We start from the raw sequence: 26,635 nt of genomic DNA, 5'->3' as shown, positions 1-26,635 counted from the left end.
CGCACTTTGTCATCAACATCCTGTATTCCTAAATATATCTCGCCGCGCAATACCTGCGCTTAACGTCATCCGTTTTTAAAGGCCATAGACAGAGCATGGAATTAATTGATAAATATTTTTTCCGGCTATCAATTTCTGATTATTACACGATGCCAATCCTGACGACCGTCGTTTTACCCTTAATTAAAGAACGGTATTTGGCGGCAAGAGAAACCGTTCAATCATGATAAAAACAATATCATGCCGGCCGGCCTTCCTTAGATGATAATACCGCAAAAAATATTTATTTGGTTTTTATACTTGTCATATTGGTGATTTTAAATATTTTATATCACTAATCATTAAATATCCTATGCAATACCAATCTTTTACTTTGACAATATCGGCGAGCTCTTACAACGTAAGCCTTACTTCTGGCGACGGGATGAGGTGATTTTAAATATAAATACGGCGGCAGTATTATCTTGCCGGCCGCGTTATTAACGCTGTTCAGCGCCCAAGCGTAAACGGCATTGCGTATTAAAAACGATTGACGTTAATCCAGGCGGTTCGTCTTAATCTCCTGCTGAGTTTTTTGGATATTTCACGACAGATAAACAGGCGGTTTTATGAATTACGGGTATGTTTTAGCACGGCGCTTTCTGCGCCTGGTCGCCGCGTTGGCGGCGCTGGGAATATTCAGTCAGGCATTGGCGGAGACACAGCCGCTCAAGCAGTTGAATATCGGCTTTCAAAAAGCCAATATTCTGGCGCTGCTCAAATCACGCGGCACGCTCGACGAAGCGTTGAAACAGAAGGGCATCGCCACCCGCTGGATCGAATTTCCCGCCGGTCCGCAAATGCTGGAAGGGCTCAACGTCGGCAGTATCGACCTTGCCGCCACCGGCGACGCCCCTCCCGCCTTCGCCCAGGCGGCTAAAGCGGATTTGATTTATCTGGCGCACAACATCCCCAATCCAAAGACCGAAGCGATCGTGGTGCCGAAAGAATCGACGGTGCAAAACGTACAAGATCTTAAAGGCAAGCGGGTGGCCCTGAATAAAGGGTCGGATGTGAATTATCTGCTCATCGAGGCGCTGAAAAAAGCCGGGCTGGCCTATACCGATATCACGCCGGTCTACCTGACGCCCAGCGATGCGCGGGCGGCATTCCAGAATGGCAGCATCGACGCCTGGGTCATCTGGGACCCGTTCTATGCGGAGGTTGAAACCAACGCCGGCGCGCGCCGGCTTCAGGATGCCGAAGGCCTTGTCCCGCACTACACCTTCTATCTCGCAAGCCGCCGATTTGCTGAAAACCATCCCGACATCGCCAAGCTGGTCATCGAACAACTGGCGCAACTGAGCGACTGGGCCAACGATAATCATGAAGAGGTGGCGCGAGTGCTGTCCCAAAGCACCGGTCTGCCGCAACCGATATGGCTGCGGGCGCTGGCGCGTATGCCTTTCGGTACGCAACGCATCACCGATGACGTGATTCGCCAGCAGCAGACACTGGCCGATACGTTTACCGACGTTGGTTTGATTCCGGTGAAAGTCGATGTCAGTCAGGCGCGTTGGTCGCAGGATAAACCTTAAGGCCCTAACCCATAACGGGGTAATACAGCGATTGCCGGATGACGTTATTCATCATGATTTACCGCGTGCATACCGGTTGATTAATCCTTTATAGAGTAAGGAGATATACGATGAGCACAGAAATTTTCTGGTTTCTGCCCACCTCCGGCGACACGCGTTATCTTGGTAAATCGCCTGCCGGGCGTTATGCGACAAATGAATATTTACGACAGATTGCCGTTTCAGCAGAGAATCTGGGATACGACGGTCTGTTAATTCCCACCGGCAGCGGTAATCTCGACCCGTGGATTACCGCTGCGAGCCTGGCTCCCGTGACCAGCCGCATTAAGCTGTTGGTCGCGTTACGAACCTCAACGGCGCATCCCGTCGTCATCGCCAGGCAGGCCGCGACGCTGGATCAAGCCTTACACGGCAGGTTATTGCTTAATGTGGTGCCCGGCGGCGATGCCGACGAGCTGGCTGCCGAAGGCGTATTCCTGGAGCACGACCAGCGTTATGAACTGGCCGATGAGTTTATTACGGTATGGAAAAAGCTATTCAACGACGAAACGGTCAACTTTGACGGCAAGTATATCCAGGCCAAAAATGCCAGGAATTATTACTCTTCAGAAAAAAAATCCTCTCCCCCGCTTTATTTCGGCGGTTCTTCCGAGGCCGCCCATGAACTTGCCGGCAAGCAGGTCGATGCGTATTTGACCTGGGGCGAACCGCCCGAAGCCGTGAAAGAAAAGATCGAGGATGTGCGTGCTAAAGCCGAAAAACATGGGCGTCAGGTTCGTTTCGGCGTGCGTTTGCATGTCATTGTACGGGAAACGAATGCTGAAGCCTGGCAGGCGGCGGAGCGGTTAATCCAGCATCTGGACGATGAAACGATAGCCAAAGCGCAGGCGAATTTCGCCCGGCAGGATTCCGTGGGTCAGCATCGGATCTCATCCTTGCATGGCGGCAGGAGGGATAAGCTGGAAATCAGTCCGAATCTCTGGGCAGGGGTGGGATTGGTTCGCGGGGGAGCCGGCACGGCGCTGGTGGGCGATCCTCAGACGGTCGCGCAGCGCTTGCAGGAATATGCCGATCTGGGCGTAGATACTTTTGTACTGTCCGGCTATCCGCATCTGGAAGAGTCTATCCGTTTTGCTGAGCTGGTATTCCCTTTATTGCCGGGGAAAAAACCCGTGACGCAGGCGGATCAGATCGTAACCGGAGGAGGCACGCCGCGCGTCTTCACCGGGGGCGCATTTGATAATCGCGCCAGTAATGATGTTGCGGCGGTGGGTTAAAACCGCTATCGACCGCAATCTGAAACATCGCCTGCGCAGAGTTTGCGATGTTTCCTGATTGCGGTCGGCGGCATCCGCTATTCCTCGTCGCGCTTCAGCCAGTCGCCGCTGGCGAGCCGTTTCAATCCGGTCACCGAATGCTGATACAGATAGATCCACGCGCTGCCGTAGGGCGTGGAAATCAGCTCCCGCCGGTATTCATGACCGTCTCGTTTTAATGCATCCAGCTCCGCCAGTATTGACGAACTGATGCGATACACTTCACCATAAATTTCCCCATCGCCAGTCACCACCGCCGGATAGTGGCCGAGGTCATACAACTCATATCCAGCGAGTTGACAATCCCCCAGCCATTGGGCGTTGGTCATCCAGTGACTATTTCCCTGTTTGCGTCGTAAACTGCCGTAGACAATAATTCGCATCGCTAGAACTCAAACTGATAGAGCACATCTAATGCCTGATCGATACCAGACACCGCTTCCAAGTATAGTTTTGGCATCAAGCGGTAACGCAGCGTTAACGTCGCCAAAGAATCAAATATGCCAACACCGTATTTAACTTGCAGGCCGGGAAGCACGTAACCGCTGACGACCACTTGTGAATCATCGCCAACGCCCTGTGTATCCAGAGCTAAATTACTTACCCCGAAAGCCTCGCCGATTTTACCCACAACTTGACCACTTTGCGCAACCCCTAAACCAATCAGCATCGATGTCATTGCCGAACTATCGGCTCCGCTGCTGCCGAGTCCCTCGCCTCTGAGCAGATAGGAGAGCGCTTCCTGTTGCGACATGGTCGGATTGGAGAACACTTCAAGCTTGGGCGCGCTCGCCATCCCGGTGACGCGCACGCCGGCGGTGACGTCATCGGCGGTATTATCGGGATTACGCACGGCCTCGATATTCAGCACCGGCTGATCCGGCGGACCGGAGAACAGAATCAGTCCTTTTTGCACAATCAGATCCTGTCCGTAGGCTTTGAAACGGCCGGAAGGGATATTGACCTGCCCGTTAATCCCCAGCCCGCGCTCGTCCTGCGTCATTTTCAGATCGCCCTGCAAACTCGCCTTAAGCCCGTAGGCATCCAGCCGGACATCATCGCCGATACGGATAGTCAGGTTGCTGTTGATGGGGATAGATGTAGAGGCTTGCGCCAACGGCTGACGGTTTTCATCCAGCATGACCTCATCCGACGACACCGCGACTGCGCTTTCAGGCAGTTCGTTGACCACGATACGCGCCCACGGGATACTGACCGAACCATTTAACGCAAACAGTTGCGGCGTAGCCTCAAACACAATATCCGGCGTAACGTCCAGCCGCGCCATCGGCGGCACGGTAACCCGAATTTTCTCCCCTTTGGCCGCGATGCGCGCCCGCCATGCATTGGGATTCTCCCAATCGGCATTGCCGCTCAGGTTTAACTGGCCGTTATTGGTTTTCAGGAATCCCTGCATCGTGGAAGACATGCCGTTGAAATGAACCGCCAGACGCCCGTTCGTCAGATCGATCGGCATCCAGCGACCGTCCAGATCAAACTGCTCCAGCGCGATCTGACCGAATACCTGCGGGCGCGCGGCATTCCCCGCCAGACGCAAATCGGCATTCAGCATGCCCGTGGCCTTTTCCCCCTGCTGCAATATCGGGGCAAGCAGCGCCAGCGAAATATTATTGATGGCGACATTGCCGCCAAGATTACGTCTTCCCTGCGGATCGGTAATCTGCACATTGCCGGTGAAACGACCGTTATCCCGGATGGCGATAAGCCAGCCAAGCTGCACGCGGCCGCGATCGATACCGGCATTCAGGGTCAGCGTGTCAAACGCGACAGGCAACGTTTTTCCCTGCACTTGCTGGCGGATATTCACGCCGTTGCCCGCCAGCGTCACTTTCGCCTGCGGCAAGCCCTGTCCCGGCTGCCAGCTCACATCGGCGCCGCCGGTAAAGGTACCCGCCAAAACGGTGTCCTCGCCCAGGAAAGGTTTAAGCATGGCTAAATCGAAGCGGTTTAATCTGATGCTGGCCTGACCGCTCGGCCCGGCTTCAATGGTTCGGGGAACGCAAAGCTCGGCATTTGGGTTACGCCAGCAGTGCGTGCCAATACTGATTTTCTGCTGGGTATTCTGATAATCCAGCGCCAGCGCCTGCATCAGACGCCACTCGCCGACCGGCGTATCAAACCGGGTATTGCTCAGCGTACCGCGCCAGCGCTGCGTTTGCCGATCGAAGCCGCCGGATAGCGCCAGTTGCCCCGATACCGGCTCGCCTTCCATATTCAGGCGTAACTGATGCTGTTTTTCATTGCCGTCGGCAGCCAACGTCAGCAGGCTGATATCCAGCCCCGCCTGATGCAGTTGTTCCAGGCGCACCGCCAGCTTGCCCTGGATCTGTTGCTCGGAGCGCACGTCGGCGTCCACTTTTATACGGCTAATGGTCATCTCTTGCCAACGCAGGCCCGATGCGGTGATATCCGCCAGAATCTGCGGTTCGCGCAGATTGCCGCGTAATTTCAACGTACCGACCGCGCGCCCGGCCAGACCGGGCAGCGTGCCGTTCAACGACGGCGCATTGATATCGGCGTCCAGCCGCCACCGATCATTCAGTTCGCCCTTAACATTCAATTGGTTGGAACCCAGCGCCAGATTCAGCCCCGGAATTTGCCATTGCCCGGCCGCATTTCCCCGCAGTTCGCCTCTGGCGGACAGCTTGTTCTGCTTCACATTGCCGTCCAGACGCAGTTCCGGCACCTGTAGCTGCCAGCTGCCGCCGTACAGACTGCCGCGCGTGGTCACCTTGCCGTCGATTTTCGCCGGCCAGTCCGGCCACTGTTTCGCCGTATTGATGCCGCTCAAGAGCAGTTCGCTGCGCCAGCTAATGGCTTTGCTCCAGTCGACCACGCCGCTGAGATCGGCATGGCCCTGTAGAGCGGACAATCGCAGGCGCGACAGCGTGAACTGCTGCACATTGCCTTTGCCGTTCAGCGACAGCGCCGCGGGCGGCAGGTCGGCGCCGCGCAGATCGCTGCGCAGCGAAAGGGTGTAATCCGTAGCCTGGCCGCTTAACTGCAATTGCAGGTTGTCGACCTGATATTGCGGCGCCCCGGTTAACGGCCAGCGTATCCGATCGGTTTGCAGCGTCAGCGCCAGCGGCAACCCCGCTTGCGCCAGTTCGGTTTGCAGATTGAGCTGCGCGCGCTGCGGGCCGGACAGATTGAGCGCGATATTCAGTTTTTCACGCAGGCCGCCGTCCACGCTGAGTTTGAGCGTTTCCCCTTTCAGCGGGTCGACATTGATGACGCCGTTAGCCGATAAGGAAACCGGCCAGTTATCGCTGAGCGTCGCATTGCCCCGGACATTCAACCCCCCTTGCGGAGACCGGACAACCAATCTATCCAGCGTCAGGCGTTGCGCCTGCGTGGAGGCCTGGATCCATAAATCGGCGATAAGGATGTCCTGATCGCCCGTCAGCCGCAGTTGCTCGCCATGAATTTCCGTGATGTTCAGATCCAGCGGCAGGGTGAATTGCGGCAAGTCGGGCAGTAACGGTTTGGAGAACAGTTCGGTTAGCCGCTCGCCGAGCGCTTGCTGCGGCTGAGCGGACGCCGCGTCGCTTGCGGCTGGCTTATCCGCCGCGCCGTTTTTATCGGCGGGCGTCAGCGGCGCGGCAGACGACGTTTGCGCCCCGGAGAGTGTTTTATCAATCTGAACCGTTTGCGCCGTCCCGCTTTCCAGCGACTCGCGGACGCTGTCGGCGCTTTCTTTAACGGCCGCCGCCACTTGCGCCGCCGTCGCCTTGCCCTCTTCCAGCGCGCCGACGGGGGTTTTCGGCAGCGCGACCAGCAAAGCGCCGATTTTGGTCGGCAGCAGCGTCAAACTGCGCTCTCTCCACTCCATGCCGGTGCGGAATTCGGCCAATGAGATGGCCGTATCGTCTACGGCGACGTGAACGTTGTTCAACGCCAGTTGACGCAGCGAGATGGGAAACGGCGCGGATAATTCAGTCAGCGGCTCGCTGGGCGCCGGCGCTTCCTCGGAAACCGGCAACGACTTGCTGTCCACCACCACATCAATATTCTGTGCCGACAGATCGTTGATGCACAGTTGACTCTGCAACAAACAGCGCGGCGCCAATGACAAATGAAACGTATCGGCCTTAACCGTGACGCCCGGCATTTGATAACGCATATCTTTCAGCGTCAGATCGCGCCAGCCTCCGCTGACGCTGGCGATGTCCAGCCCCGGCACAAAGCGCGCGGCGCCATTCAGCAACAGATGTAAACCCGGCGTCGTCCCCACCAGCAGCACCAGCGTGATGAGCAACAGCAACAGGAAAGCGAGAAGACCGATGCCAACTTTTTTCATCAGGCCCAGGTTATTCTTCAGACTCATAATTCAGGCCCCAAAGCGATATAGAACTGCACGTCATTTTTTTCCGGATCGCCGATCGGCGTCGCAACGTCCAATTTCACCGGGCCGATTGGCGATGCCCAACGCACGCCGACGCCCGCGCCGGTTTTAAAGTCGCTCTGTTTAATGTCGTTGACGGCCTCGCCCGAATCCAGGAAAACGGCGCCCCACCATTTCCCCGTCACGTTGTATTGATACTCCAGCGAACCGGTGACCAGTTTGGATGCGCCGGTCAATTTATCGTCGCTGTCCCGCGGCGATATGGATTTGTACTTATAGCCGCGAATGCTGCGATCGCCCCCGGCGAAGAAACGCAGAGAAGGCGGAACGCGCGAGAAATTGTTGGTTTCGATCCAGCCCAGATTGCCGCGCGCCACAAAGCGGTGTTTCTCCGCCAGCGTTCTGATCCAGACGTTCTGCGCCTGCAACACGGCGAAATCAATATCCGACCCCCACAGGGTATCGGAAACATCGACAGAGTAGCGTTGACTGTCGCCCCATACCGGCATCAGACCGCCGCGCTGGCGGGTGCGGTTGATGCTCACGCCGGGATAGATCAGCATGGTGGTGTCCGTCACGCTGCCCTGGGTAAAGTGGTCGAGGCTCCAGCGCAGGTTGACGGACCGCTGCCAGCCGCTGGAGAGATCCCAGTAGCGCGCGACGTTCAGCGTGGTCGAATCGGACTTGGTATCGTTGAGATCCTCGCGTTTGAAACCGCCCTGTAGCAGGTAATACTGCTCTAACGGATTCTTCAGCAAAGGAATTTTATAACTCAGATCGAGGCTCTGTTCCGGCGCGGAGACGTTGATGCTGCTTTCCAGACTATGCCCGTAGCTGTTGATCCAGGGTTTGTTCCAGGTGGTTTTAAGCCGCGGCCCTACGTCCGTGGCATACCCTACCCCGGTTTCGATGCGGTTACGGGTACGGGGCGTGATGACCGCTTCCAGCGGCAGGGTTTTGGTTGCTTTCGACTGACTGAAATCAGGGGAAACCACCACCGAATTGAACCATCCGGTGGCCGATAAACGACGGTTAAACTCGCCCAGCTCTTCGCTGCTGTAGGCATCGCCGGCATGAAACGGCACCAGATTGCGCAGATATTCCTCACGAATTTGCGAACCTTCGAATTTGACCTCGCCAAAACGGTAACGCTCGCCGCTGTCAAAATCGATATCCCAGAAAGCCTGGCGTTCCGCCTGCAAGACGCCTAACCGACTCTGCAAAAAGCGGGCGTCGAAATACCCTTTGCGCAACGACAAACTATTCAGTGAATTCTTGAAGCTATCGTAATCGCCATGATTAAGTACGCTGCCGACGTCGGGCGCATCATTCTTCACCAGTTGCTGATAATCCTTGTCGTCATGGGCTCCGCCGCGCAGCACAATATTCACATCAGCTATTTTTACCGGTTCGCCCGGCGTTACGCTGGCAATCAGCACCGGCCGCCCGCCATTGACCGCGGGACGAAACTCAAAGGCGATCTGCGGATCATAATAACCCAGGGCGCGTAATCCCTGGCGGATCGCATCATCGACGCGCGAGCGGAAACGACCGTCGGCAGTCACTTCATCGGCGGCAATCGTGGATAAACGCGCCCGCACGTTCTTTTGCAGCGCGCCGTCTAATCCAACGACTTGTAAACGCACATTGGCGGCAAAACTTGCGGAGGGAAATAGGAGTACGCACAGTAAACCCCAAATATGTCGGCGTGGCGCGCAGAAGCCCGAATGGCTGTTTTTTTTTCCTGAGAGAATAGTCACTTAGCTTCCTGATAACCTTATTCGGTCACATCAAATCTAGAATATCGTTTTCATACCGCATGATATCGGCAAACACCCTCTGCCTGAACGTTAGCAGGAAATATCAATATTTTCCTTTAGATATATATCTTAAACCGGTAAATGCCAAAATACCGCGTTACAGGTAAACATAATCTTAACATTAAACGCCGATGCGCTATCAAGACAGGTTAAAGCTTCTCGGTTATGCTCTGAATATTATACTCGCTAATTATCAACTCGCAGGGATAGCGGCCAACGACAGGCGTTGAAACCGCTCATGCGCGCGACGACTCGCCGCCAGGGAGCCATTTGCTCGCGGCTGACGGCGGCGCCTGAAGGTCGAGGATAAAGCCGATGCCTGTCCGTCATTTGGAAGACGATGAACAGGAGAATTTCACAGCCATGTTTTGGAGAGAGATAAGTGATGCAGAACGTTGATAAAACGCAGCGGATTAAGCAATCAGACGCGCTGCCCGGACGTATAACGCCGATGCCGGTCGCCAGATTGCATGCCGTCAGTGAACACTCCATGACCCATGTGCCGGATAATATGCAAGTCGCGATCTTCGCCATGGGCTGTTTTTGGGGCGCCGAGCGTCTTTTTTGGCAACAGCCCGGCGTTTACAGCACGGCCGCGGGTTATACCGGCGGCTACACGCCCAACCCCACCTACCGCGAAGTTTGCAGCGGACAAACCGACCACGCCGAAGCGGTACGCGTGGTGTTTGATCCTGAGACGATCGGTTACGACCGGCTCTTGCAGCTCTTCTGGGAAAACCACGATCCGGCGCAGGGTATGCGCCAGGGCGGCGATATCGGCACCCAATACCGCTCCGCGATTTATACGCTCACGCCGGAACAGGAAAAGGCGGCCCGCGAGAGTTATCTGAGTTTTCAACAGGCGATGAAAGACAACGGCGATAACCGGCGCATCAGCACGGAAATCGCTCCCGCCGGTCCGTTCTATTATGCCGAAGACGAACACCAGCAATATCTGCATAAAAACCCGGCAGGCTATTGCGGGCTAGGCGGCATAGGCGTGTGTCTGCCCCCTCAGCGCTGAAATCTGGCGGTAATTTCATCACTCCTGTTATAATGGTTCGCTATTAAAAATTTGGGCTGGTAACCAACCAGCCCTGTTAACGGCTTTTTGTGCGTTATTTGAGATAATTCGCCTTTCTGAGGATGACCTTTCCCCTTTCTGGGGTTAAAGCGAAAACACTATGTTAAACAGTCTATTACTTATTATTGCTCTTATTGCCATCAGCGCTTTTTTTGCGCTGTCTGAAATCTCATTGGCCGCCTCTCGTAAATTAAAACTTAAACAAATGGCTGATGAGGGCAACCTCAACGCCGATCTGGTCTTAAAGTTTCAGGAAACGCCCGGTATTTTCTTTACCGTTATTCAGATAGGCGTCAATGCCGTCGCCATTCTGGCCGGTATAATCGGCGACGCCGCGTTCTCCCCCACTTTCTCTCTGTTATTTGAACAATTCATGTCGCCGGAGTCGGCGGACAAAGTCAGCTTTATCTGCTCGTTCGTACTGGTCACCAGTCTGTTTATTTTATTTGGCGATCTGACGCCGAAACGCATTGGCATGATTGCCCCAGAGGCCGTTGCCATCCGCATTATCAATCCTATGCGCTTCTGCCTGTTTATCTTCCGCCCGCTGGTCTGGCTGTTTAACGGATTGGCAAACGTGATTTTCCGGCTGCTTAAACTGCCGATGGTGCGTAAAGACGACATCACCTCCGATGATATTTACGCCGTGGTCGAAGCGGGGGCGCTGGCGGGCGTGCTGCGTAAGCAGGAACATGAGCTGATCGAAAACGTGTTCGAACTGGAGTCGCGCACGGTACCCTCTTCCATGACGTCGCGCGAAAGCGTGGTGTTTTTTGATCTGCATGAACAGGAAGCGCAGATCAAAGAGAAAATCGCCCAACAGCCGCATTCTAAATTCCTGGTCTGCGACGGTCACATCGACCAGGTTGTCGGCTACGTCGACTCAAAAGATCTGCTGAACCGGGTGCTGGGCAACCAGAGTCTTGAGCTGCACAGCGGCGTACAGATTCGACCCGCGCTGATCGTGCCGGATACGCTGACGCTGTCTGAAGCATTGGAAAGTTTTAAAACGGCGGGAGAAGACTTCGCCGTTATTCTGAACGAATATGCGCTGGTGGTGGGGATCATTACCCTTAACGACGTCATGACCACGTTGATGGGCGATTTGGTCGGCCAGGGCCTGGAAGAGCAAATTGTCGCCCGTGATGAAAACTCCTGGCTGATCGAAGGGGGTACGCCGATAGAAGACGTCATGCGCGCGCTGTGCATCGATGATTTCCCGCATGCGGGCAATTATGAAACCATCGGCGGATTTATGATGTACACCTTGCGCAAAATTCCCAAACGGACCGACTTCGTTCGCTTCTCAGGCTTCAAATTCGAAGTCGTGGATATTGATAGCTATAAGATCGACCAGTTGCTGGTTACCCGTCTGGACGAAAAACCCGCCGGCGGCGAAGCAAAATCAGCAGAGAAAAAGTAACCCTTTTAGCGTCTTATGCCCCGCCGTCATTCCCGGATGCGACGGGGTTAGCTTCATCCCATCTCAGCCTGTAATCGGATAACCTGACGGTTAACTTCAGACATCACCAGCAGATGCCGTTTGTCTTGCGTCTTTGGCAATAAAATTTTGCCGTAATCGAATTCAAAAGCGCCGACGCCTTTAATATAAATCCGTCCGCGAAAGAGTGTTTTCACATACTTTGCGACCTTCATAGGATTGTAACGTTCGAAGATCCTCATCGTTTTTACTCTCCTTATTCTCTTATTTTTCTATGCCCTTTCCACCGCCGACATGATCAAGGGTGCAGAGCGTCATGCAACAATGGATACTGACTGTTAGTGCAATAAAAATAGCATTAAGTTCCGCATCGAACAGTATCATTAACTGCTTTTACACACTTTTACAGAATGGTATTTAAATATTTCGCTCACTATTAGTGTAAGTATTCAAAAAATGATGTATTCGTGCGCTCTGGCGATCCTGCATAGGCCGGAGGCTAATCTACGCAATGCAGATGACAAAATGACGACAATCAGCGCGCTTTTTCGCCACGCTGAAGAACAGGAAAGCACAATGCGGGGAGAATGCGGCAGGTGATCCCTGCCGCATTGATGGCGAGAAAAGAAAAGCGCGTGAATCAGAACAGCGACACGCGAAAACCGGGGTTCAGAAACGACTCTCGCGGCGTGTAGGTCAACGGCTGGCCCTGCCAGTCATGAATCTGCGCGCCGGCCGCGGCGGCAACCGCATGTCCGGCGGCGGTATCCCATATGTTGGTGGGTCCGAAGCGAGGATAAAGCTGGGCCTTCCCTTCCGCCACCAGACAAAATTTCAGCGACGATCCGATCGCCACCGTTTGATGCTCGCCCAACTGGGCAAGATAGTCTTTCAGCTCTTGGTCCGCATGAGAACGACTCACCACGACCAGCGGCGGGCGGGAATCCTGTATGGCGATCTGCCGACGCCCGGTTTTATCTTCTTTCCAGGCCTTGCCTTCCGCCGCGGAATACATCACGTCGGTAACCGGCACATAGACCACGCCCAGCACCGCCTGACCGTTTTCAATCAGCGCGATATTGACCGTAAATTCGCCATTCCGATTAAGGAATTCTTTGGTGCCATCCAGCGGATCGACCAGCCAATAGCGCTGCCAGTGCCGGCGTTCCGACCACGGCGCCGGATCTTCTTCCGAGAGTAGCGGAATATCCGGGAACGCCGCCGCCAACCCCGCTTTAATCACCCGGTGAGCGGCCAGATCGGCGGCTGTCACCGGTGAATCATCTTTTTTACGGGCTACTTCAAGGGGTTGATGTCCCTCATAAACCGCCATTATGGCATCCCCTGCGTCACGGGCCAGTTGGCAAATATGTTCTAGCATTTTCTACCTCATCGTTACCGGTTATGCCGTGGAACGCGCCATCGTCGTCACACTGCCACTGTCTATCATTATACAACGGTGAAACGAACGACGATTATCGCCGTTATTTTATGAACACCCTCACATTTCACGCTGATGTTTAACCATAGATTCATCATTATATGAGATATACCCCAAATAACAGCCGCAAAGGAGTTAAAGCAATGAAGCATTCGCCGGCATTAAGCCTGCTTGCTGCGCTTGTCGCCACAACCGTTCACGCCGCAACCGTTGATTTACGGGTACTGGAAACCACCGATTTGCACAGCAATATGATGGACTTTGATTATTACAAAGATACGCCGACCGATAAATTCGGGCTGGTTCGCACCGCCAGTCTGATCCACGCGGCGCGCGCGCAAGCGACAAACAGCGTCCTGGTCGATAACGGCGATATCATCCAGGGCAGCCCATTAGGGGACTACATGGCGGCCAGGGGATTAAAAGACGGCGAGGTTCACCCCGTCTATCAGGCGCTCAATACGCTTGATTACTCCGTCGGCAACATTGGCAACCATGAGTTTAACTATGGTCTGGATTATCTGTATAAGGCGCTGGCCGGCGCAAAATTTCCTTATGTCAACGCCAACGTATTGGACGCCAAAACCGGTAAACCCCTGTTCACGCCCTACCTCATAGAAGATAAAACGGTCATCGACCGCGATGGGAAATCCCACAGGCTGCGCATCGGCTATGTTGGTTTTGTGCCGCCGCAAATTCTGGTGTGGGATAAGGCCAATCTGGCGGGCAAAGTCACGGTGGAAGACATTACCGAAAGCGCCAGGAAGTGGGTGCCGGAAATACGTAAACAGGGAGCCGATCTGGTGATCGCCATCCCTCACTCCGGCCTCTCCGCCGAACCTTACAAAGCCATGGCGGAAAATTCCGTCTACTACCTCAGCCAGATTCCGGGTATTGATGCCATCATGTTCGGCCATGCTCATGCCGTCTTCCCCAGCCAGGATTTTAGCGCCATCAAAGGCGCCGATATCGCTCAAGGCACCCTCAATGGCATTCCCGCCGTGATGCCGGGCCAGTGGGGCGATCATCTCGGCGTCGTCGATTTCACGCTGAATAACGACGACGGCGCGTGGCGCGTCGAGAAGGCCAAAGCGGAAGCCAGACCCATCTATGATAAAGCGCAGAAAAAATCGCTGGCGCCGGAAGACGCGAACCTGGTCAACGTATTGTCTGAAGCGCACCGCAATACCCGTGACTTCGTCGGCAAACCGATCGGCAAATCCGCCGATAACATGTACAGCTATCTGTCGCTGATTCAGGACGATCCGACCGTACAGATCGTCAACAACGCCCAGCGCGCTTATGTCGAACACTTTATCCAGGGCGACCCGGATCTGGCCGACTTGCCGGTATTGTCCGCCGCCGCGCCCTTTAAGGCCGGCGGGCGTAAAAACGATCCGGCCAGCTATGTCGAAGTGGAAAAAGGCCGGCTCACCTTCCGTAATGCGGCGGATCTTTACCTGTATCCCAACACGCTGGTGGTGGTGAAAGTGAATGGTAAAGAGGTTCGGGAGTGGCTGGAATGTTCGGCGGGCCAGTTCAAACAAATTGATATCCACGAGAGTAAACCCCAGGAGTTGCTCAACTGGGACGGCTTTCGTACCTATAACTTTGATGTTATCGACGGCGTGAACTATCAGATCGATGTCACGCAGCCGGCGCGTTATGACGGTGAATGCGCCTTAATCAACGACGACGCCCACCGTATCAAAAACCTGACCTTCAAGGGTAAGGCTATCGCTCCCGACGCGATCTTCCTCATTGCGACCAATAACTACCGCGCCTATGGCGAGAAGTTTGCCGGCACCGGCGAAAAACATGTCGCCTTTGCCTCGCCGGATGAAAACCGCGCCGTGCTGGCGGCCTATATCAGCGCCGAAACGCAAAGGTCGGGAGAAGTGAAACCCCAGGCGGATAATAACTGGCGGCTGGCGCCCATCACCAGCAGCACCCCGCTGGATATCCGTTTCGCCACATCGCCGTCCGACAAAGCCGCGGCTTTCATTAAAGAAAAAGCCCAATATCCGATGGTCTCCGTCGGCGCCGACGAGACGGGATTCGCGATTTACCGCCTCGATCTGCAACATCCCAAACCGTAAATGCAACCGATGCCTGCGTCAGCAGGCATCAGAAACCGGGGACGACGGATTAACGGGAGAGCGGTTCGTCAGGTTCGCGCAATGATTCATCAAATTTTTTCTGTGACGACAGCACGCGCTCCATATTCTGCTCGGCCCAATAGGTCAGCTCGGCAATCGGTTTGGCCAGCGTTTTTCCCAACGGGGTTGATGAATATTCAACGGTGACGGGAACGGAGGGAAAAACGTTGCGTTCCACAAAACCATCGCGCACCAGATTCTTCAGCGTTTGCGATAAAACCTTTTGCGAGATCCCCTCTACATCGCGTTTTAACTGATTAAAGCGCATCGGCCGTTCAACCAGAATATTCAGAATCAATAACGTCCATTTATCCGCCACCCGATCCAGAATCATGCGGGCCGGACAATGCTGCGCATAAACATTGTAAGGTTTTTTCATTCGCGGACTTCCGTCATGGTTACCTTGAGGATACCTGGTCACGTTAAAGTGCTTTCTTAACAGAATCATGAGACTCCGCTATAGTCATCCTATTATAGAGTTGGTATCCATAAGAAAGCACGTATCATCATGATGGATGTTACGCTCATGATGTCATCGTGCAGTTCATTCAAACACAGAAAGCACGAGGATTGTTATGTCAAAAACTGTTGTGATCTACCATTCCGGCTACGGCCACACCCAACGTCTGGCTGATGCCGTCGCGCAAGGCGCCGGTGCTGAACTGATTGCTATTGATGCGGAAGGCAATATCGCCGAAGCGGATTGGGATAAACTGGCTGACGCCGATGCCATTATTTTCGGCACGCCGACCTATATGGGCGGCCCGTCCTGGCAGTTCAAGAAATTCGCCGACGCCAGCTCCAAACAGTGGTTTGCCGGCAAGTGGAAAAATAAAGTATTCGGCGGCTTTACCAACAGCGCCAGCCTGAACGGCGACAAGCAGGTTACGCTGATTTATCTGCAAACGCTGGCTTCGCAGCACGGCGGCATTTGGGTCAGCCTCGGCATACTGCCGGCGAATACCAAGGCTGCAACGCGTAACGATATCAATAACCTCGGCGCTTCCGTCGGCCTGCTGGCGCAGACGCCGTCCGACGCCAGCGTGGATGAAGTGGTTGCCGGCGATCTGGCCACCGGGAAACTATACGGTCAGCATGTGGCGGAGATCGCCGCGAAACTGGCAAAATAATCTCCGGCCGACCCCACCCCAACCCTCCCCTTCGCAGGGGAGGGAGCCAATCCAGCATCCGGCGAGAGGCTCCCTTCGCAGGGGAAGCCAATCCAGCATCCGGCAAGAAGCTCCCTTCGCAGGGGAAGCCAATCCAGCATCCGGCAAGAAGCTCCCTTCGCAGGGGAAGCCAATCCAGCCGATCAGTGCCGGAAGTGGCCGGGGCCGGGGCCGTGGCGATCCGGGCCGGGGCCGCGTTCGGGGCCTCGTCCATGGCGGTCACCACGACGCGGGCCGCGGTCGTCCATATGCCGTGGGCCGCGGTGATGATGATTGTCGAAATGGCGCGGGCCGCGGTTATATTCGCGCCACCAGCCGACATCACGCCAGCGCCAGCCATCCCAATAGTACCCATGCTGGTTACGCGCGCCGCGATGATGCCCCCGGTACTCCCGCCACCAGCGCTCGCTGCGCCAGTCATAACCGTCCCAATAATAACCACGCCGGTCACGATCGCCGATATTCAACGTAACGCCCGGCATGAGATCGATGCTGATGCTGCTGGCTTCCGCCGTTGGCGTCATCGCAAACATCCCGACTAACAGAGAACTCATTAACAGTGGCTTAAACATAGGATGATTCCTCCCTTGCCGCGATTGCGGATAGGCGAAGATATACGGGGATTTATGCAGCGCCACTATAAGATAAATACCTATTTTCATGGATTTACATTTCTTAACAGAAGATTGGCGGCGCATGGGCGGGCAGATAAAACCGGCCAAGAGGGAAAAAGCAGAAACGCAAAAAAACGCTCCCGTTCCCGCGCAGCCGTTACAGACTGATTGCCTGATAGCCGAATAGAAAAAATTTTTAGCGTCGCTGCCGACGGCGCGAAGGTGACGGGCAGGGCGCCCGCCATAAGAAACGAATGAAAAACTCCGCTTGCCGTTAGCCGACGGAGTATGAAACTTACAAAATTTCCAGCAGTTCGACTTCAAAAATCAACGCGCTGAACGGCGGAATAGAGGCGCCCGCGCCACGTTCGCCGTAAGCCAGATCGTGCGGGATATACAGTTCCCATTTGGAGCCGACCGGCATCAGCGTTAACGCCTCAATCCAGCCTGGGATCACGCCGCTTACCGGGAATTCGGCAGGTTGACCGCGCTCGACCGAGCTATCAAACACGCTGCCGTCAATCAGACGACCGGTATAATGAACGCGTACGCGATCCTGACGAGAAGGAATGTCGCCCTCGCCTTGCGTCAGTACACGAAACTGTAAGCCGGACTCCGTGCTGCTCACGCCCTCTTTCTGCGCGTTTTCAGCCAGAAACTGTTGTCCTTCCACGGCCAATGCCTGCTGACGTTCGCGACGAACGGCGCTCGCGCGTTCATGCACCTCACGTAAGGCCCGGTGAACCACATCCACGGGAACCACTGGCGCATTGCTTTCCAGCGCATCACGCAAACCGGCGACCAGCGCTTCAGGGATCAATCCTTCAAGACCGGATTCCTGTAGTTGTTGACCTACCTGTAAGCCGATGCCGTAACTTGCCTGCGCTTCGACGCTATCAAAAGAAGGGGTTGTCATGGATGTTCCTTTTAAACTGTAAAAAACCGAAAGCGCAGCATAACAGCGCCGGAGATTAGGGTAAAATCCTGTGTGCGAACGGGTCGCCTTTGTCTGTGGATACCCGCTGCCGTTTCGGCCGGCAAATCAATGCCCAATGGATTTAAGCGTGCGGGAAGCCAACAGACCTGCAACTTGCCAGATGAAGGGTATATACTGAAAATTCAACGCTGGGGAGGAGAATAACCCATTGCAACCATCATCCGGTCTGCGGATTAAAGCCGCGTTACAAAAAATCTGGCATTTGCCCGATAGCTACCATTGGATGGAACCGCTGCCTCCCTTCCATCGCCGTTGGATGTGGGTCGCGGCCGGCATCGTACTGGTCGCCATACTGTGGCCCTACAGCCCGCCGCCCGCACCGCCGCCGCAGTCAAGACCGGTCGCCGACGCGCCCTCTGCGCCGATGCAGGCGGAAGTTGTCGAAAACAGTTCATTGGCGCGTCAGGCGCCCGCCGTCCAGCCGGCTCAACCGGCGCAATCCGCGCCGCAAAATGTCGACGCGTCCTGGCGCAACTACGAAATCAGCTCCGGTCAGACGCTGGCGCAACTATTCCGTGATAATAATCTGCCGGTCAGTGATGTTTTCGCGATGGCGCAGGCGGAAGGGGATGATAAACCGCTCAGCAATCTGCGAGCCGGTCAGCATGTGAAGTTGCAGTTGAACGCTCAGGGCGCGGTAACGGCATTGGAAATAGAAACCACGGGCAATCAGTTGATCCGATTCACCCGCAACGCGGACGGCGGATTTACCCGCTCCCGTTAACGGTCAATCGGGATGCCTCTTCCATTGGATTGCAAAATGCAAGGGCTGGAAATGCAAAACGCTGGCGCAAGGCCAGCGTTTAACTCGTAACTGTCAGCATTAATAACGACGAGCGTTAATTAAGCTTCAGCAACGACAACTACATTCAGCGTAGCGAACACATCGCTGTGTACCTGGAAGCTCACTTCGTGATCGCCCAGAGTACGCAGAACGCCGTTCGGTAAACGAACTTCGCTCTTAGCAATTTCAACGCCAGCCGCGGTAACCGCGTCAGCGATGTCACGGGTGCCGATAGAACCGAACAGTTTACCTTCATCGCCCGCTTTAGACGCGATGGTAACCGTTGCCAGTTCAGTGATCTTGGCGGCGCGAGCTTCAGCAGCGGCCAGAACTTCAGCCAGTTTGGCTTCCAGTTCAGCACGACGCGCTTCGAAGAACTCAACGTTTTTCTTGGTTGCCGGCACAGCTTTGCCCTGCGGAACCAGGAAGTTACGAGCATAACCCGCTTTAACGTTTACCTGATCACCCAGGCTGCCCAGGTTTGCTACTTTATCAAGCAGAATAACTTGCATTACCTTATCCTCTCAAAGTCTCGTTAATGGACAGTGGCCGATTACTGATGACGATCAGTGTACGGCAACAAAGACAAGTAACGCGCACGCTTGATAGCGCGAGCCAGCTGACGCTGGTATTTTGCACGAGTACCAGTGATACGGCTAGGAACAATCTTGCCGCTTTCAGTGATGTAGTTTTTCAGCGTAGCGATGTCTTTATAATCGATCTCGATAACGCCTTCCGCGGTGAAACGGCAGAACTTGCGACGACGGAAATAACGTGCCATTTGGCTAGTCTCCAGAATCTATCAATTCAATCTGCTCGGCATGTAACACTATCTTGCTCAGGCCATTGCGCCCTTGATGGCAGCTAATAAACCCATGCACGGTAAGTTGCGTGCCGACCGTTATACTGTGGGTAAATGCTTGTGACGCGGGTCCACTGACAACCACGGGCATACGACACCATGCTTGCCGGTTAAATCCGGCTTCCTTCTGCGCCGATCGGTGCTCAAGCACAAACTGGCAATGAGGAATACCCGAAGGACTGACTTTACGAATGGGGGTCTTGCACACCGTGCCGGACAACACCAGACGATTGGTCGTCACCACAACAATTACTCTTCAGAATCCCCAGAATTTGCATCATCGTTGGATTCTGCGAAATCTTCACGACGCTCACGGCGTTCGTCTTTCGCTTTCACCATCGGAGATGCTTCGGTTACCGCGTGTTTAACGCGCATAATCATGCTGCGGATAACGGCGTCGTTGAAGCGGAAGTTTGTTTCCAGCTCATCGATAACTTCCTGCGGCGCTTCAACGTTCAGCAGAACGTAGTGTGCTTTGTGCAGTTTGTTGATCGGGTAAGCCAGTTGACGGCGGCCCCAGTCTTCCAGACGGTGGATCGTGCCTTCCGCCGCCGTGATGGCGCCAGTGTAGCGTTCGATCATGCCCGGAACCTGTTCGCTTTGGTCAGGATGAACCATAAAAACGATTTCGTAATGACGCATCGAATTGCTCCTTACGGATTATTCAGCCTCCTGTCAGGGTCAACCGCGGCCCATGGAAGCAAGGAACGTGTTATGTGAGCGGCTGAAAAAATGACGCGTAATTATATTGGCCTCCGCGCAGGAACACAAGGAAGAAATCAGAAGAAAGGTCGATTGATGAACAGACACCGAAACTGCAAGCGGCGACCAGCGGAATGCTGCCTATCGGTCATCCATCAATAAGATGCGCGGTAAAATCACTGAGGCAAAAATGCCGCCCATGGCATAACCGGCGCAATGAGCGGCATTATTGATAACGTCAGGTATTAATAAATCAAATTATCCGGCCAGACAACAGACAAGGCATTGTCATTAAAAATGTTTTAATTCCATCACCCTGAGCCTTTTAATTATCGAGGTATTACTCTATTTCTTTGACGACTAACTTTCTGTTGAAATTAATCAGTAATGAGCTCACCAGATAGCCGATAGCGGCCACTGCAAAAAACATCATCGCCGCATAATATGACCCCGTCGATTGGATCATAAACCCGACCAGGATGGGAACAATCGCCGCAATCATATTACTGCTGAAGTTCATCGTACCGGTGATGGTGCCGGCCATATGTTGAGCGCCCAATAATCCGGGAATGGACCAATACACGCTGGCCCAACGTAATGGAAATAATGCGATGGTCAGGAATATCACCGCCAGCAAAGGATCTTTGGTATTCGCGCATAAAAAGACGCCGACGCCGGAGACGATTGCCGAGACGGCTAACAAGGTGTGAAATACCTTGTTCGGCGAACCGCCTGCCTGACGCCATTTATCCGCCAGCCAACCGCCAAGCTGCTGACCGACAAAACACATGATGAACATCATAAACATGGCGCCGCCCATCTCTTTCACATTAAAGCCATGCTCCTGATTTAAATAAGCGGGAACCCAGACCATAAGCCCATAGAAGACAATGCTGTAGCACACCCAGCCGCAAATCAGCGCGATAACGTTGACCTGTGTCAGGTAAGGGACGATATCTCTGAGCCGCGTTTTTTTGTTAACAATGCCGCCCGCTTGTTTAATCCCTTCTTCGATATGTTGTAATTCGGCCTGATTCACGCCCGGATGTTCACTGGGTTTGTTGCGTATATAAAACCATGCGACGACCCCCACTAAAACGGTTCCCACGCCGGCGACGACAAACGCCGCCCGCCATGAACCGAAATGCGCGATCAGCCACGTTAACAGGATGGCGCCGAAAGCCGTACCCAGCGGAGCGCCGCCATCCAACAGCATCGATCCCCTTCCCCTTTCGTTAGGCGTCAGCCAGTTGCCCATCAGTTTGGCGCCGGCCGGCATAATCGGCGCTTCCGATACTCCCAGCCCGATACGCGTCAGCATTAATAAAAAGATGGTATGGCACGCGGCGCCCAATGCCTGAAAGGCCCCCCAGACAACGGTGGCGCACGTAATAATCGTCCGCGTTTTAAACTTATCGGCTAAAAAGCCGCTTGGAATCTGCATCAGTGCGTAAGACCAGAAAAACGCGCTATGCAATAAACCGACGATGCGCTGATCTTTAATACCAAATTCTTCCTGGATAAACGGCATTGCGATACCCAACGACGTTCTATCGATATAATTTATCGCACCCAGCACCAACATTAAAATGAAGACAAACCAGCGAACAGCAGTTGGTTTTTCTTTTTTAGTTGTTTCAATATATTGAGACATACTATCCCCCAACTAATTAAAGCTGTTAAATTATTTTACCGCTTGGATTAATTACATTATTGCGCCTGGTTGCCAGGGAACGAATTCTAATGAACCATAGCCAAATTTTTCACTTTTACTTTTTTCACCAGAAGCAACGTTAATTATCATTTCGAATATTCGTCTTCCGGCAGACTCTAATGACTCCAGCCCATCGGCGACATCGCCGCAATTAATATCCATATCTTCTTCCTGACGCCGCCATAGGAAGTTATTAGAGGCGATTTTTATGCAGGGCGTGGGCTTTCCTCCATAAGCGGATCCTCTGCCTGTCGTAAAGCACATCACATTCGCCCCGCCGGCAATCTGCCCGGTACAGGCAAACGCGTCGTATCCCGGGGTATCCATAAATACCAGCCCTTTGGCCGTGACCGGTTCGGCATATTCATAGACGTCAACCAGATTTGAGCTACCGGCTTTCGCAATCGCGCCTAATGATTTCTCCAGAATCGTGGTGAGCCCGCCCTCTTTATTACCGGCCGAAGGATTATTGTTTAATTCCGCATGGCAGCGGATGGCGTAATCTTCCCACCAGCGGATCCGATTGATGAGCTTCTGACCGACTTGCGGAGAAACGGCCCGGCGGGTGAGCATATACTCCGCGCCATAAATTTCCGGCGTTTCCGCCAGAATCGCGGTACCCCCTTGCTGAATTAAAAGGTCGACGGCATACCCAAGCGCAGGATTGGCGGAAATACCGGAATAACTGTCCGATCCGCCGCATTCCAGCGCGACAATCAGTTCTGAAACGGGAATTTTCTCCCGATGCAGATTATTGGCCTGGCTTAACATGCCTTCGATAATTTCAATCCCTTTATTCAGCGTTTTTTGCGTCCCGCCCGTTTCCTGGATTGTCAGATGCTGAAGCATCGGCCCTTCATTAATGGCTTCTATTTTAATCAGCTCTTTTATTTGATTCGATTCACAGCCTAATCCGACGATCAGCACGCCGGCAAAGTTGGCATGATTGGCATAGCCGCTCATCGTTCTTTGCATGATTTTCATCAGATCGCCCTTCATATCCATCGCACAGCCAAAACTCTGCGGAAGGGCGACGATGCCGTCAATATTAGGATAATCGGCCAATCCCACTCTTTTAAAGTGTTCTTCCATGGCTTTAGCCACCGTGGCGCTACAGTTTACCGATGTCAGTATCCCGATATAATTACGGGTCGCGACTTTGCCATTCGCCCGTCGGTATCCCATAAAGGTTCTGACCTCCGCGGCTGGTTCAATTTCCTTTTTATCCACGCAAAAAGCGTAATCCTGACCATAATCGCCCATCTTGAGATTATGTAAATGAATATGCTCGCCGGCTTTTATCGGCTGACTGGCATAACCAATGATCTGGTTATAACGTTTGACGGCCTGGTCAATAGCGATGTCTCTTAATGCTATCTTATGGCCTTCTTTTACATCCGTTAAAACAACAACGCCTCTCTCTGAAATAACATCCCCCTGGTTAACAGGAAATCTTGCAATTGCGACATCATCATTTGGATGAAGTATTATTACTGAAGAAATATTGCTCATAACATTGCTCTCTTGCTGATATTATTGTTTTGCTTGATGAGGAATGAGTCCTGAAAATTCCAATATCGAAACCAAATGCGCCTTTTTTTCCATACTTAACGGCTCGACTGGCGGCACAACATTGGTGGAAATATCCAGGCCACAGAGTTTTATCGCCTCTTTTATGACGCCGAAAAAAGGCGTTTCCAGACTATAAACTGACGATAACTTTGCGAGTTGCTGTTGCAGCAAGAACATCTCGTCATAGTTTTTTTCTTTAAAACACCGGTAGATTCCGCAGGTAACAAAAGGCGCGAAATTACAGGTTGCCGGGATCCCGCCATTCGCGCCAAGAATCAACGCATCCATCATGTACTCATCAAAACCGGCAAAAATAACAAAATCCTCTCTGAGGGGTCTGACTTGATTAATAATTTCCCTGATGTGGCTGGCATTATCCACGGTATCTTTCACGCCAATAACGTTAGGTATCTCGCTGGCGAGTCGTTGTAATAAAGGAATACTGATATCTTGCCCGGTTAACGCCGGAAAATTGTAAACGATAATGGGAGATGTAATATTTGAAGCGACAGACTTGAAATGATGATAGATATAATCCTCATTGAGCAGCGCATAATAGGGGTTCAAAACCAGCACGGCATCCACACCCAACTCATCCGCATGCTTACCGTATTCAATCACCTCTTGCGTGCTTGTACTGCTGATTCCCAACAGGATCGGCACACGCTTATCAACGTACCGGGTGACAAACTCCGCGATCTCAAAACGCTGCCTTTTGCTTAAGTGGCAAAACTCTCCGCCGCTGCCTAAAAACAGCATGCCGTTCACGCCGGCATCAATCAGCTTATCAATCAGTTTGCCCATGCCTGCGGCATCGAATCGCCCCGACTCATCAACGATCGTTGGGACAGGGGGAAAAACGCCAGAAAATTTAGTTACGCTACTCATTTATCGCCTCTTTATTTCCATATACTGAACAACTGTTCTATTTATGGAAATTTATAGCATTCGGCCTGAATAGCGTCAACGACCGCCAGAAGGCAATTGCATGAACTTTGATCGGCTACACAAAAGAAAAAAATAAAGCGTCCCACAGGCTGAACATCGTCGGATGCCCGTTGGTCAGTGTGGATTGAAGGCCGCGCCGCCCGTTTAAGCGATGCGCTAAAGGAATATGACAGCGGTTGAAAGAGGAGCGTTTGCGGTTTATGGCCTGCCTAAACGATGGCCGCTATCCGAGCCGACGACGCCGAGATTAAAGTTTTTAACTTCCATGGCGTTCGCTTATAATCGCCAGAGGTGACATTAATACTTATTGAGAGTCGGCGTGCTGCAAACACAAACCCCAGCAATTGATAAAACCGTTAAAATTTTCGAGTTCTTATCAACGAACAACGGCGCGACATTCAGCCAGATTTATCAAGGCGTCGGTTTGCCAAAAAGCTCGACATCCTCTCTACTGGCATCGCTGGTTGCTCACGGGTTATTGCGGCAGGAAAAAAATCATTACTATCTGGGATTAAGGCTATACGAATTCGGCAGCAAAGCTGAAGAATCCTTTGATATTAAAAAACTGGCGTCAGAACCACTGACCCAGTTGCGGGACAGCACCCAGTTAACCTGTCATCTCGGGGTACAGGATGGCGGCTCGGCTATTTACCTATTAAAACTGGAGAGTCCCGGCGCTATTGTCGTTCGCAGTTGGGTAGGGAAAAAACTGTCGTTATACAGTTCAGGGCTGGGCAAAGCTTTATTGGCCTGGTTGCCGGAGTCCGCCATCGATCTTTATCTGCCTGATGAAGAGTTTGAAATCTTTACCCCGACAACAATAAAAACCAAGACTGCGCTGAAAAAAGAGCTGGCGCTTATTCGTCAACGCGGCTGGGCGTACGACAATGCGGAAAACAGCGAAGGCGTCTATTGCATTTCAGCGCCGATCTTTGACAAAAATGGCAACGTCATCGCCGCCATCAGCGCATCCGGCGTCGCTTTCCAAATGACGCCCGAGCTGATCCCGCAGAACGCACAGCGCATTGTCGATACCGCAAAAGCGATATCAGATAAAGTTAACCGTTAATCCCGTCGCGGGTGCCGAAACCCTGTGGTTGATTTCGCGCCACACGGCCTCTTCGGCGTTTTTATTCCCGTCCCGTTTCTGATAGCGATAAATAGCGCCGGAAAAAATCGCCCCCGGCCCGCAGCGCCGTCGGCGTGATGCGGTGCGTCACGCCGGCTTCGGTCAGGTAGGTCAGATTGCCGCCCGGATGATTGGCTTGCAGCGCCTGATATAAGCGGGCGCTTTCCTCCGCCGGCACCACGTCATCCGCCTCGCCATGCCAGAGCAGTAAAGGCCGGTCGGCCAGATTCTCCAGCCGGGAGGAGACGTCATACTCGGCGAGGGTCGCGGATAAGCTCCGCAAGACGCTTTCCGCCTCCGCGCTCCCTGCCGGCACCGGAGGATACAGCGAGCGCGACAGGGTCGAAAAATAGCCGGATCCCATAAAGGCCGCCACGGCGGAAATCCACGGGTAGCGCGCCATCGCCCCCAATGCGCTCATGCCGCCCAGCGACGCGCCGCACACGCCGATACGCCGGTCGGCAAGCAACCCGCGCTGTCGATAGGCATCCACATAGTCAGGCAACTCTTGAATATTAGACTGAAGGATATCCCAGAAATGCCGCAACCGCCGGGCTTCATTGCCGTCAAAACGCGCGCCGTGCATGGCGGCATCCGGCAAAATCACGCGAAAACCGGCCGCCGCCAGCGCATAGCCAAAATAGGAATAGACCTCTTTTGATGAAAGATAACCATGAAAGAAAAAAATGGTCGGCAGGGGAAGGTCTTTTTTACCGCCGGGAACGGCATGCAAAACATCAATACCGTTAATGCTATCCAATGAAATCTCAACCATGTGCTTGTCTCTACCTTTCATCTCATTCCTGAATGTCTACCGCTTTAAATACCATAGCATCAAAAACAGATTCGCTTTAAAAACAAATTTCGCAATGGTTTAGCGCAAAGGCTGCAATAACAAAGAGAAAGGCAGGCCGGGAAAAACGCAAGAGCGGCGAGTGAT

The 26,635-nt window shown here is 53.4% G+C and carries 24 protein-coding genes; 8 read left to right on the top strand and 16 right to left on the bottom strand.

The features are described 5' to 3' along the window. Positions 1 to 608: 608 nt before the first annotated feature. Both ABRZ28_RS04835 and ssuD read left to right on the top strand, forming a co-directional pair. Positions 609 to 1,577, top strand: a complete 969-nt coding sequence (locus ABRZ28_RS04835; protein WP_319604513.1) for a sulfonate ABC transporter substrate-binding protein — start codon at positions 609 to 611, stop codon at positions 1,575 to 1,577. Between the two features lie 110 nt (positions 1,578 to 1,687). Beyond that, a complete protein-coding gene (gene ssuD, locus ABRZ28_RS04830) occupies positions 1,688 to 2,854 on the top strand; it encodes an FMNH2-dependent alkanesulfonate monooxygenase (RefSeq protein WP_330519627.1) in 1,167 nt (388 codons plus the stop codon). 77 nt (positions 2,855 to 2,931) lie between these two features. Here ssuD and ABRZ28_RS04825 read toward each other — a convergent pair whose 3' ends face one another. From ABRZ28_RS04825 to tamA, 3 genes are read right to left on the bottom strand one after another with little or no spacing between them, the layout of a single operon-like run. Beyond that, positions 2,932 to 3,276 (bottom strand): gamma-glutamylcyclotransferase family protein, encoded by a 345-nt coding sequence (locus tag ABRZ28_RS04825; RefSeq protein WP_319604511.1) that lies wholly within the window; start codon positions 3,274 to 3,276, stop codon positions 2,932 to 2,934. 2 nt (positions 3,277 to 3,278) lie between these two features. Then, a complete protein-coding gene (gene tamB / locus ABRZ28_RS04820) occupies positions 3,279 to 7,241 on the bottom strand; it encodes an autotransporter assembly complex protein TamB (RefSeq protein ID WP_442878667.1) in 3,963 nt (1,320 codons plus the stop codon). Continuing rightward, entirely contained in the window at positions 7,238 to 8,959 is a 1,722-nt protein-coding gene (gene tamA, locus ABRZ28_RS04815; protein ID WP_330519656.1) for an autotransporter assembly complex protein TamA, read from the bottom strand. Before tamA ends, tamB begins: the two co-directional genes overlap by 4 nt. A 505-nt stretch (positions 8,960 to 9,464) precedes the next feature. On the opposite strand from tamA, the gene msrA reads away from it, so the two are divergent. Both msrA and paeA read left to right on the top strand, forming a co-directional pair. Next, positions 9,465 to 10,103 carry a peptide-methionine (S)-S-oxide reductase MsrA gene (gene msrA / locus ABRZ28_RS04810; protein WP_330519626.1) on the top strand — a complete coding sequence of 213 codons (639 nt, stop codon included), beginning with the start codon at positions 9,465 to 9,467 and terminating at the stop codon, positions 10,101 to 10,103. A gap of 160 nt (positions 10,104 to 10,263) precedes the next feature. Beyond that, complete coding sequence (gene paeA, locus ABRZ28_RS04805; protein ID WP_319604509.1) at positions 10,264 to 11,586, top strand: polyamine export protein PaeA; 1,323 nt, start codon at positions 10,264 to 10,266, stop codon at positions 11,584 to 11,586. Between the two features lie 53 nt (positions 11,587 to 11,639). Here paeA and ABRZ28_RS04800 read toward each other — a convergent pair whose 3' ends face one another. Continuing rightward, positions 11,640 to 11,846, bottom strand: a complete 207-nt coding sequence (locus tag ABRZ28_RS04800) for a DUF1107 domain-containing protein (protein WP_319604508.1) — start codon at positions 11,844 to 11,846, stop codon at positions 11,640 to 11,642. Positions 11,847 to 12,244: 398 nt separating this feature from the next. Then, positions 12,245 to 12,985, bottom strand: coding sequence for a 3'(2'),5'-bisphosphate nucleotidase CysQ (gene cysQ, locus ABRZ28_RS04795; RefSeq protein WP_330519625.1), 741 nt, complete (start codon positions 12,983 to 12,985; stop codon positions 12,245 to 12,247). Between the two features lie 203 nt (positions 12,986 to 13,188). Between cysQ and ABRZ28_RS04790 the strand changes: the two genes are divergently transcribed. Next, complete coding sequence (locus tag ABRZ28_RS04790) at positions 13,189 to 15,144, top strand: bifunctional 2',3'-cyclic-nucleotide 2'-phosphodiesterase/3'-nucleotidase (RefSeq protein WP_330519624.1); 1,956 nt, start codon at positions 13,189 to 13,191, stop codon at positions 15,142 to 15,144. 49 nt (positions 15,145 to 15,193) lie between these two features. On the opposite strand, the gene ABRZ28_RS04785 is transcribed toward ABRZ28_RS04790, so the two are convergent. Next, on the bottom strand, positions 15,194 to 15,583 hold the full coding sequence (locus tag ABRZ28_RS04785; protein ID WP_330519623.1) for a winged helix-turn-helix transcriptional regulator: 390 nt from the start codon (positions 15,581 to 15,583) through the stop codon (positions 15,194 to 15,196). A gap of 196 nt (positions 15,584 to 15,779) precedes the next feature. Here ABRZ28_RS04785 and ABRZ28_RS04780 point away from each other — a divergent pair, with 196 nt between their 5' ends. Further along, a complete protein-coding gene (locus ABRZ28_RS04780; protein ID WP_319604504.1) occupies positions 15,780 to 16,334 on the top strand; it encodes a flavodoxin family protein in 555 nt (184 codons plus the stop codon). Positions 16,335 to 16,516: 182 nt separating this feature from the next. On the opposite strand, the gene ABRZ28_RS04775 is transcribed toward ABRZ28_RS04780, so the two are convergent. Both ABRZ28_RS04775 and bamJ read right to left on the bottom strand, forming a co-directional pair. Beyond that, positions 16,517 to 16,945 carry a DUF2502 domain-containing protein gene (locus ABRZ28_RS04775; RefSeq protein WP_330519622.1) on the bottom strand — a complete coding sequence of 143 codons (429 nt, stop codon included), beginning with the start codon at positions 16,943 to 16,945 and terminating at the stop codon, positions 16,517 to 16,519. Between the two features lie 337 nt (positions 16,946 to 17,282). Continuing rightward, complete coding sequence (gene bamJ / locus ABRZ28_RS04770) at positions 17,283 to 17,903, bottom strand: BamJ family beta-barrel-assembly machinery protein (protein ID WP_319604502.1); 621 nt, start codon at positions 17,901 to 17,903, stop codon at positions 17,283 to 17,285. A gap of 229 nt (positions 17,904 to 18,132) precedes the next feature. Between bamJ and ABRZ28_RS04765 the strand changes: the two genes are divergently transcribed. Beyond that, positions 18,133 to 18,708: an OapA family protein gene (locus ABRZ28_RS04765; RefSeq protein ID WP_319604501.1), complete on the top strand. Its 576-nt coding sequence runs from the start codon at positions 18,133 to 18,135 to the stop codon at positions 18,706 to 18,708. Positions 18,709 to 18,827: 119 nt separating this feature from the next. Here ABRZ28_RS04765 and rplI read toward each other — a convergent pair whose 3' ends face one another. From rplI to ABRZ28_RS04730, 7 genes are all read right to left on the bottom strand, one after another. Next, positions 18,828 to 19,280 (bottom strand): 50S ribosomal protein L9, encoded by a 453-nt coding sequence (gene rplI / locus ABRZ28_RS04760; protein WP_319604500.1) that lies wholly within the window; start codon positions 19,278 to 19,280, stop codon positions 18,828 to 18,830. Positions 19,281 to 19,321: 41 nt separating this feature from the next. After that, positions 19,322 to 19,549: a 30S ribosomal protein S18 gene (gene rpsR / locus ABRZ28_RS04755; protein WP_048637617.1), complete on the bottom strand. Its 228-nt coding sequence runs from the start codon at positions 19,547 to 19,549 to the stop codon at positions 19,322 to 19,324. A gap of 4 nt (positions 19,550 to 19,553) precedes the next feature. Continuing rightward, entirely contained in the window at positions 19,554 to 19,874 is a 321-nt protein-coding gene (priB, locus tag ABRZ28_RS04750) for a primosomal replication protein N (protein ID WP_319604499.1), read from the bottom strand. 5 nt (positions 19,875 to 19,879) lie between these two features. Continuing rightward, the gene (gene rpsF / locus ABRZ28_RS04745) at positions 19,880 to 20,272 is read right to left on the bottom strand and encodes a 30S ribosomal protein S6 (protein WP_319604498.1); all 393 of its coding nucleotides are present in this window, start codon (positions 20,270 to 20,272) and stop codon (positions 19,880 to 19,882) included. Between the two features lie 400 nt (positions 20,273 to 20,672). Continuing rightward, positions 20,673 to 21,986 (bottom strand): MFS transporter, encoded by a 1,314-nt coding sequence (locus ABRZ28_RS04740; RefSeq protein WP_319604497.1) that lies wholly within the window; start codon positions 21,984 to 21,986, stop codon positions 20,673 to 20,675. Between the two features lie 51 nt (positions 21,987 to 22,037). Further along, positions 22,038 to 23,558 (bottom strand): UxaA family hydrolase, encoded by a 1,521-nt coding sequence (locus tag ABRZ28_RS04735; RefSeq protein WP_330519621.1) that lies wholly within the window; start codon positions 23,556 to 23,558, stop codon positions 22,038 to 22,040. A 21-nt stretch (positions 23,559 to 23,579) separates the two neighbouring features. Beyond that, on the bottom strand, positions 23,580 to 24,506 hold the full coding sequence (locus ABRZ28_RS04730) for a dihydrodipicolinate synthase family protein (protein WP_319604495.1): 927 nt from the start codon (positions 24,504 to 24,506) through the stop codon (positions 23,580 to 23,582). Positions 24,507 to 24,885: 379 nt separating this feature from the next. Between ABRZ28_RS04730 and ABRZ28_RS04725 the strand changes: the two genes are divergently transcribed. Further along, entirely contained in the window at positions 24,886 to 25,635 is a 750-nt protein-coding gene (locus ABRZ28_RS04725; RefSeq protein WP_330519620.1) for an IclR family transcriptional regulator, read from the top strand. A gap of 61 nt (positions 25,636 to 25,696) precedes the next feature. Here the strand turns inward: ABRZ28_RS04725 and yjfP are convergent, their stop codons facing one another. Beyond that, positions 25,697 to 26,470, bottom strand: coding sequence for an esterase (yjfP, locus tag ABRZ28_RS04720; protein WP_330519655.1), 774 nt, complete (start codon positions 26,468 to 26,470; stop codon positions 25,697 to 25,699). Positions 26,471 to 26,635: the final 165 nt, after the last annotated feature.

The organism is Brenneria sp. g21c3, from assembly GCF_040240345.1.
Classification (GTDB): Bacteria; Pseudomonadota; Gammaproteobacteria; order Enterobacterales; family Enterobacteriaceae; genus Brenneria.
Note: the sequence above shows the minus strand (reverse complement) of the source record. Positions and strands in the feature narration are given on the sequence as shown.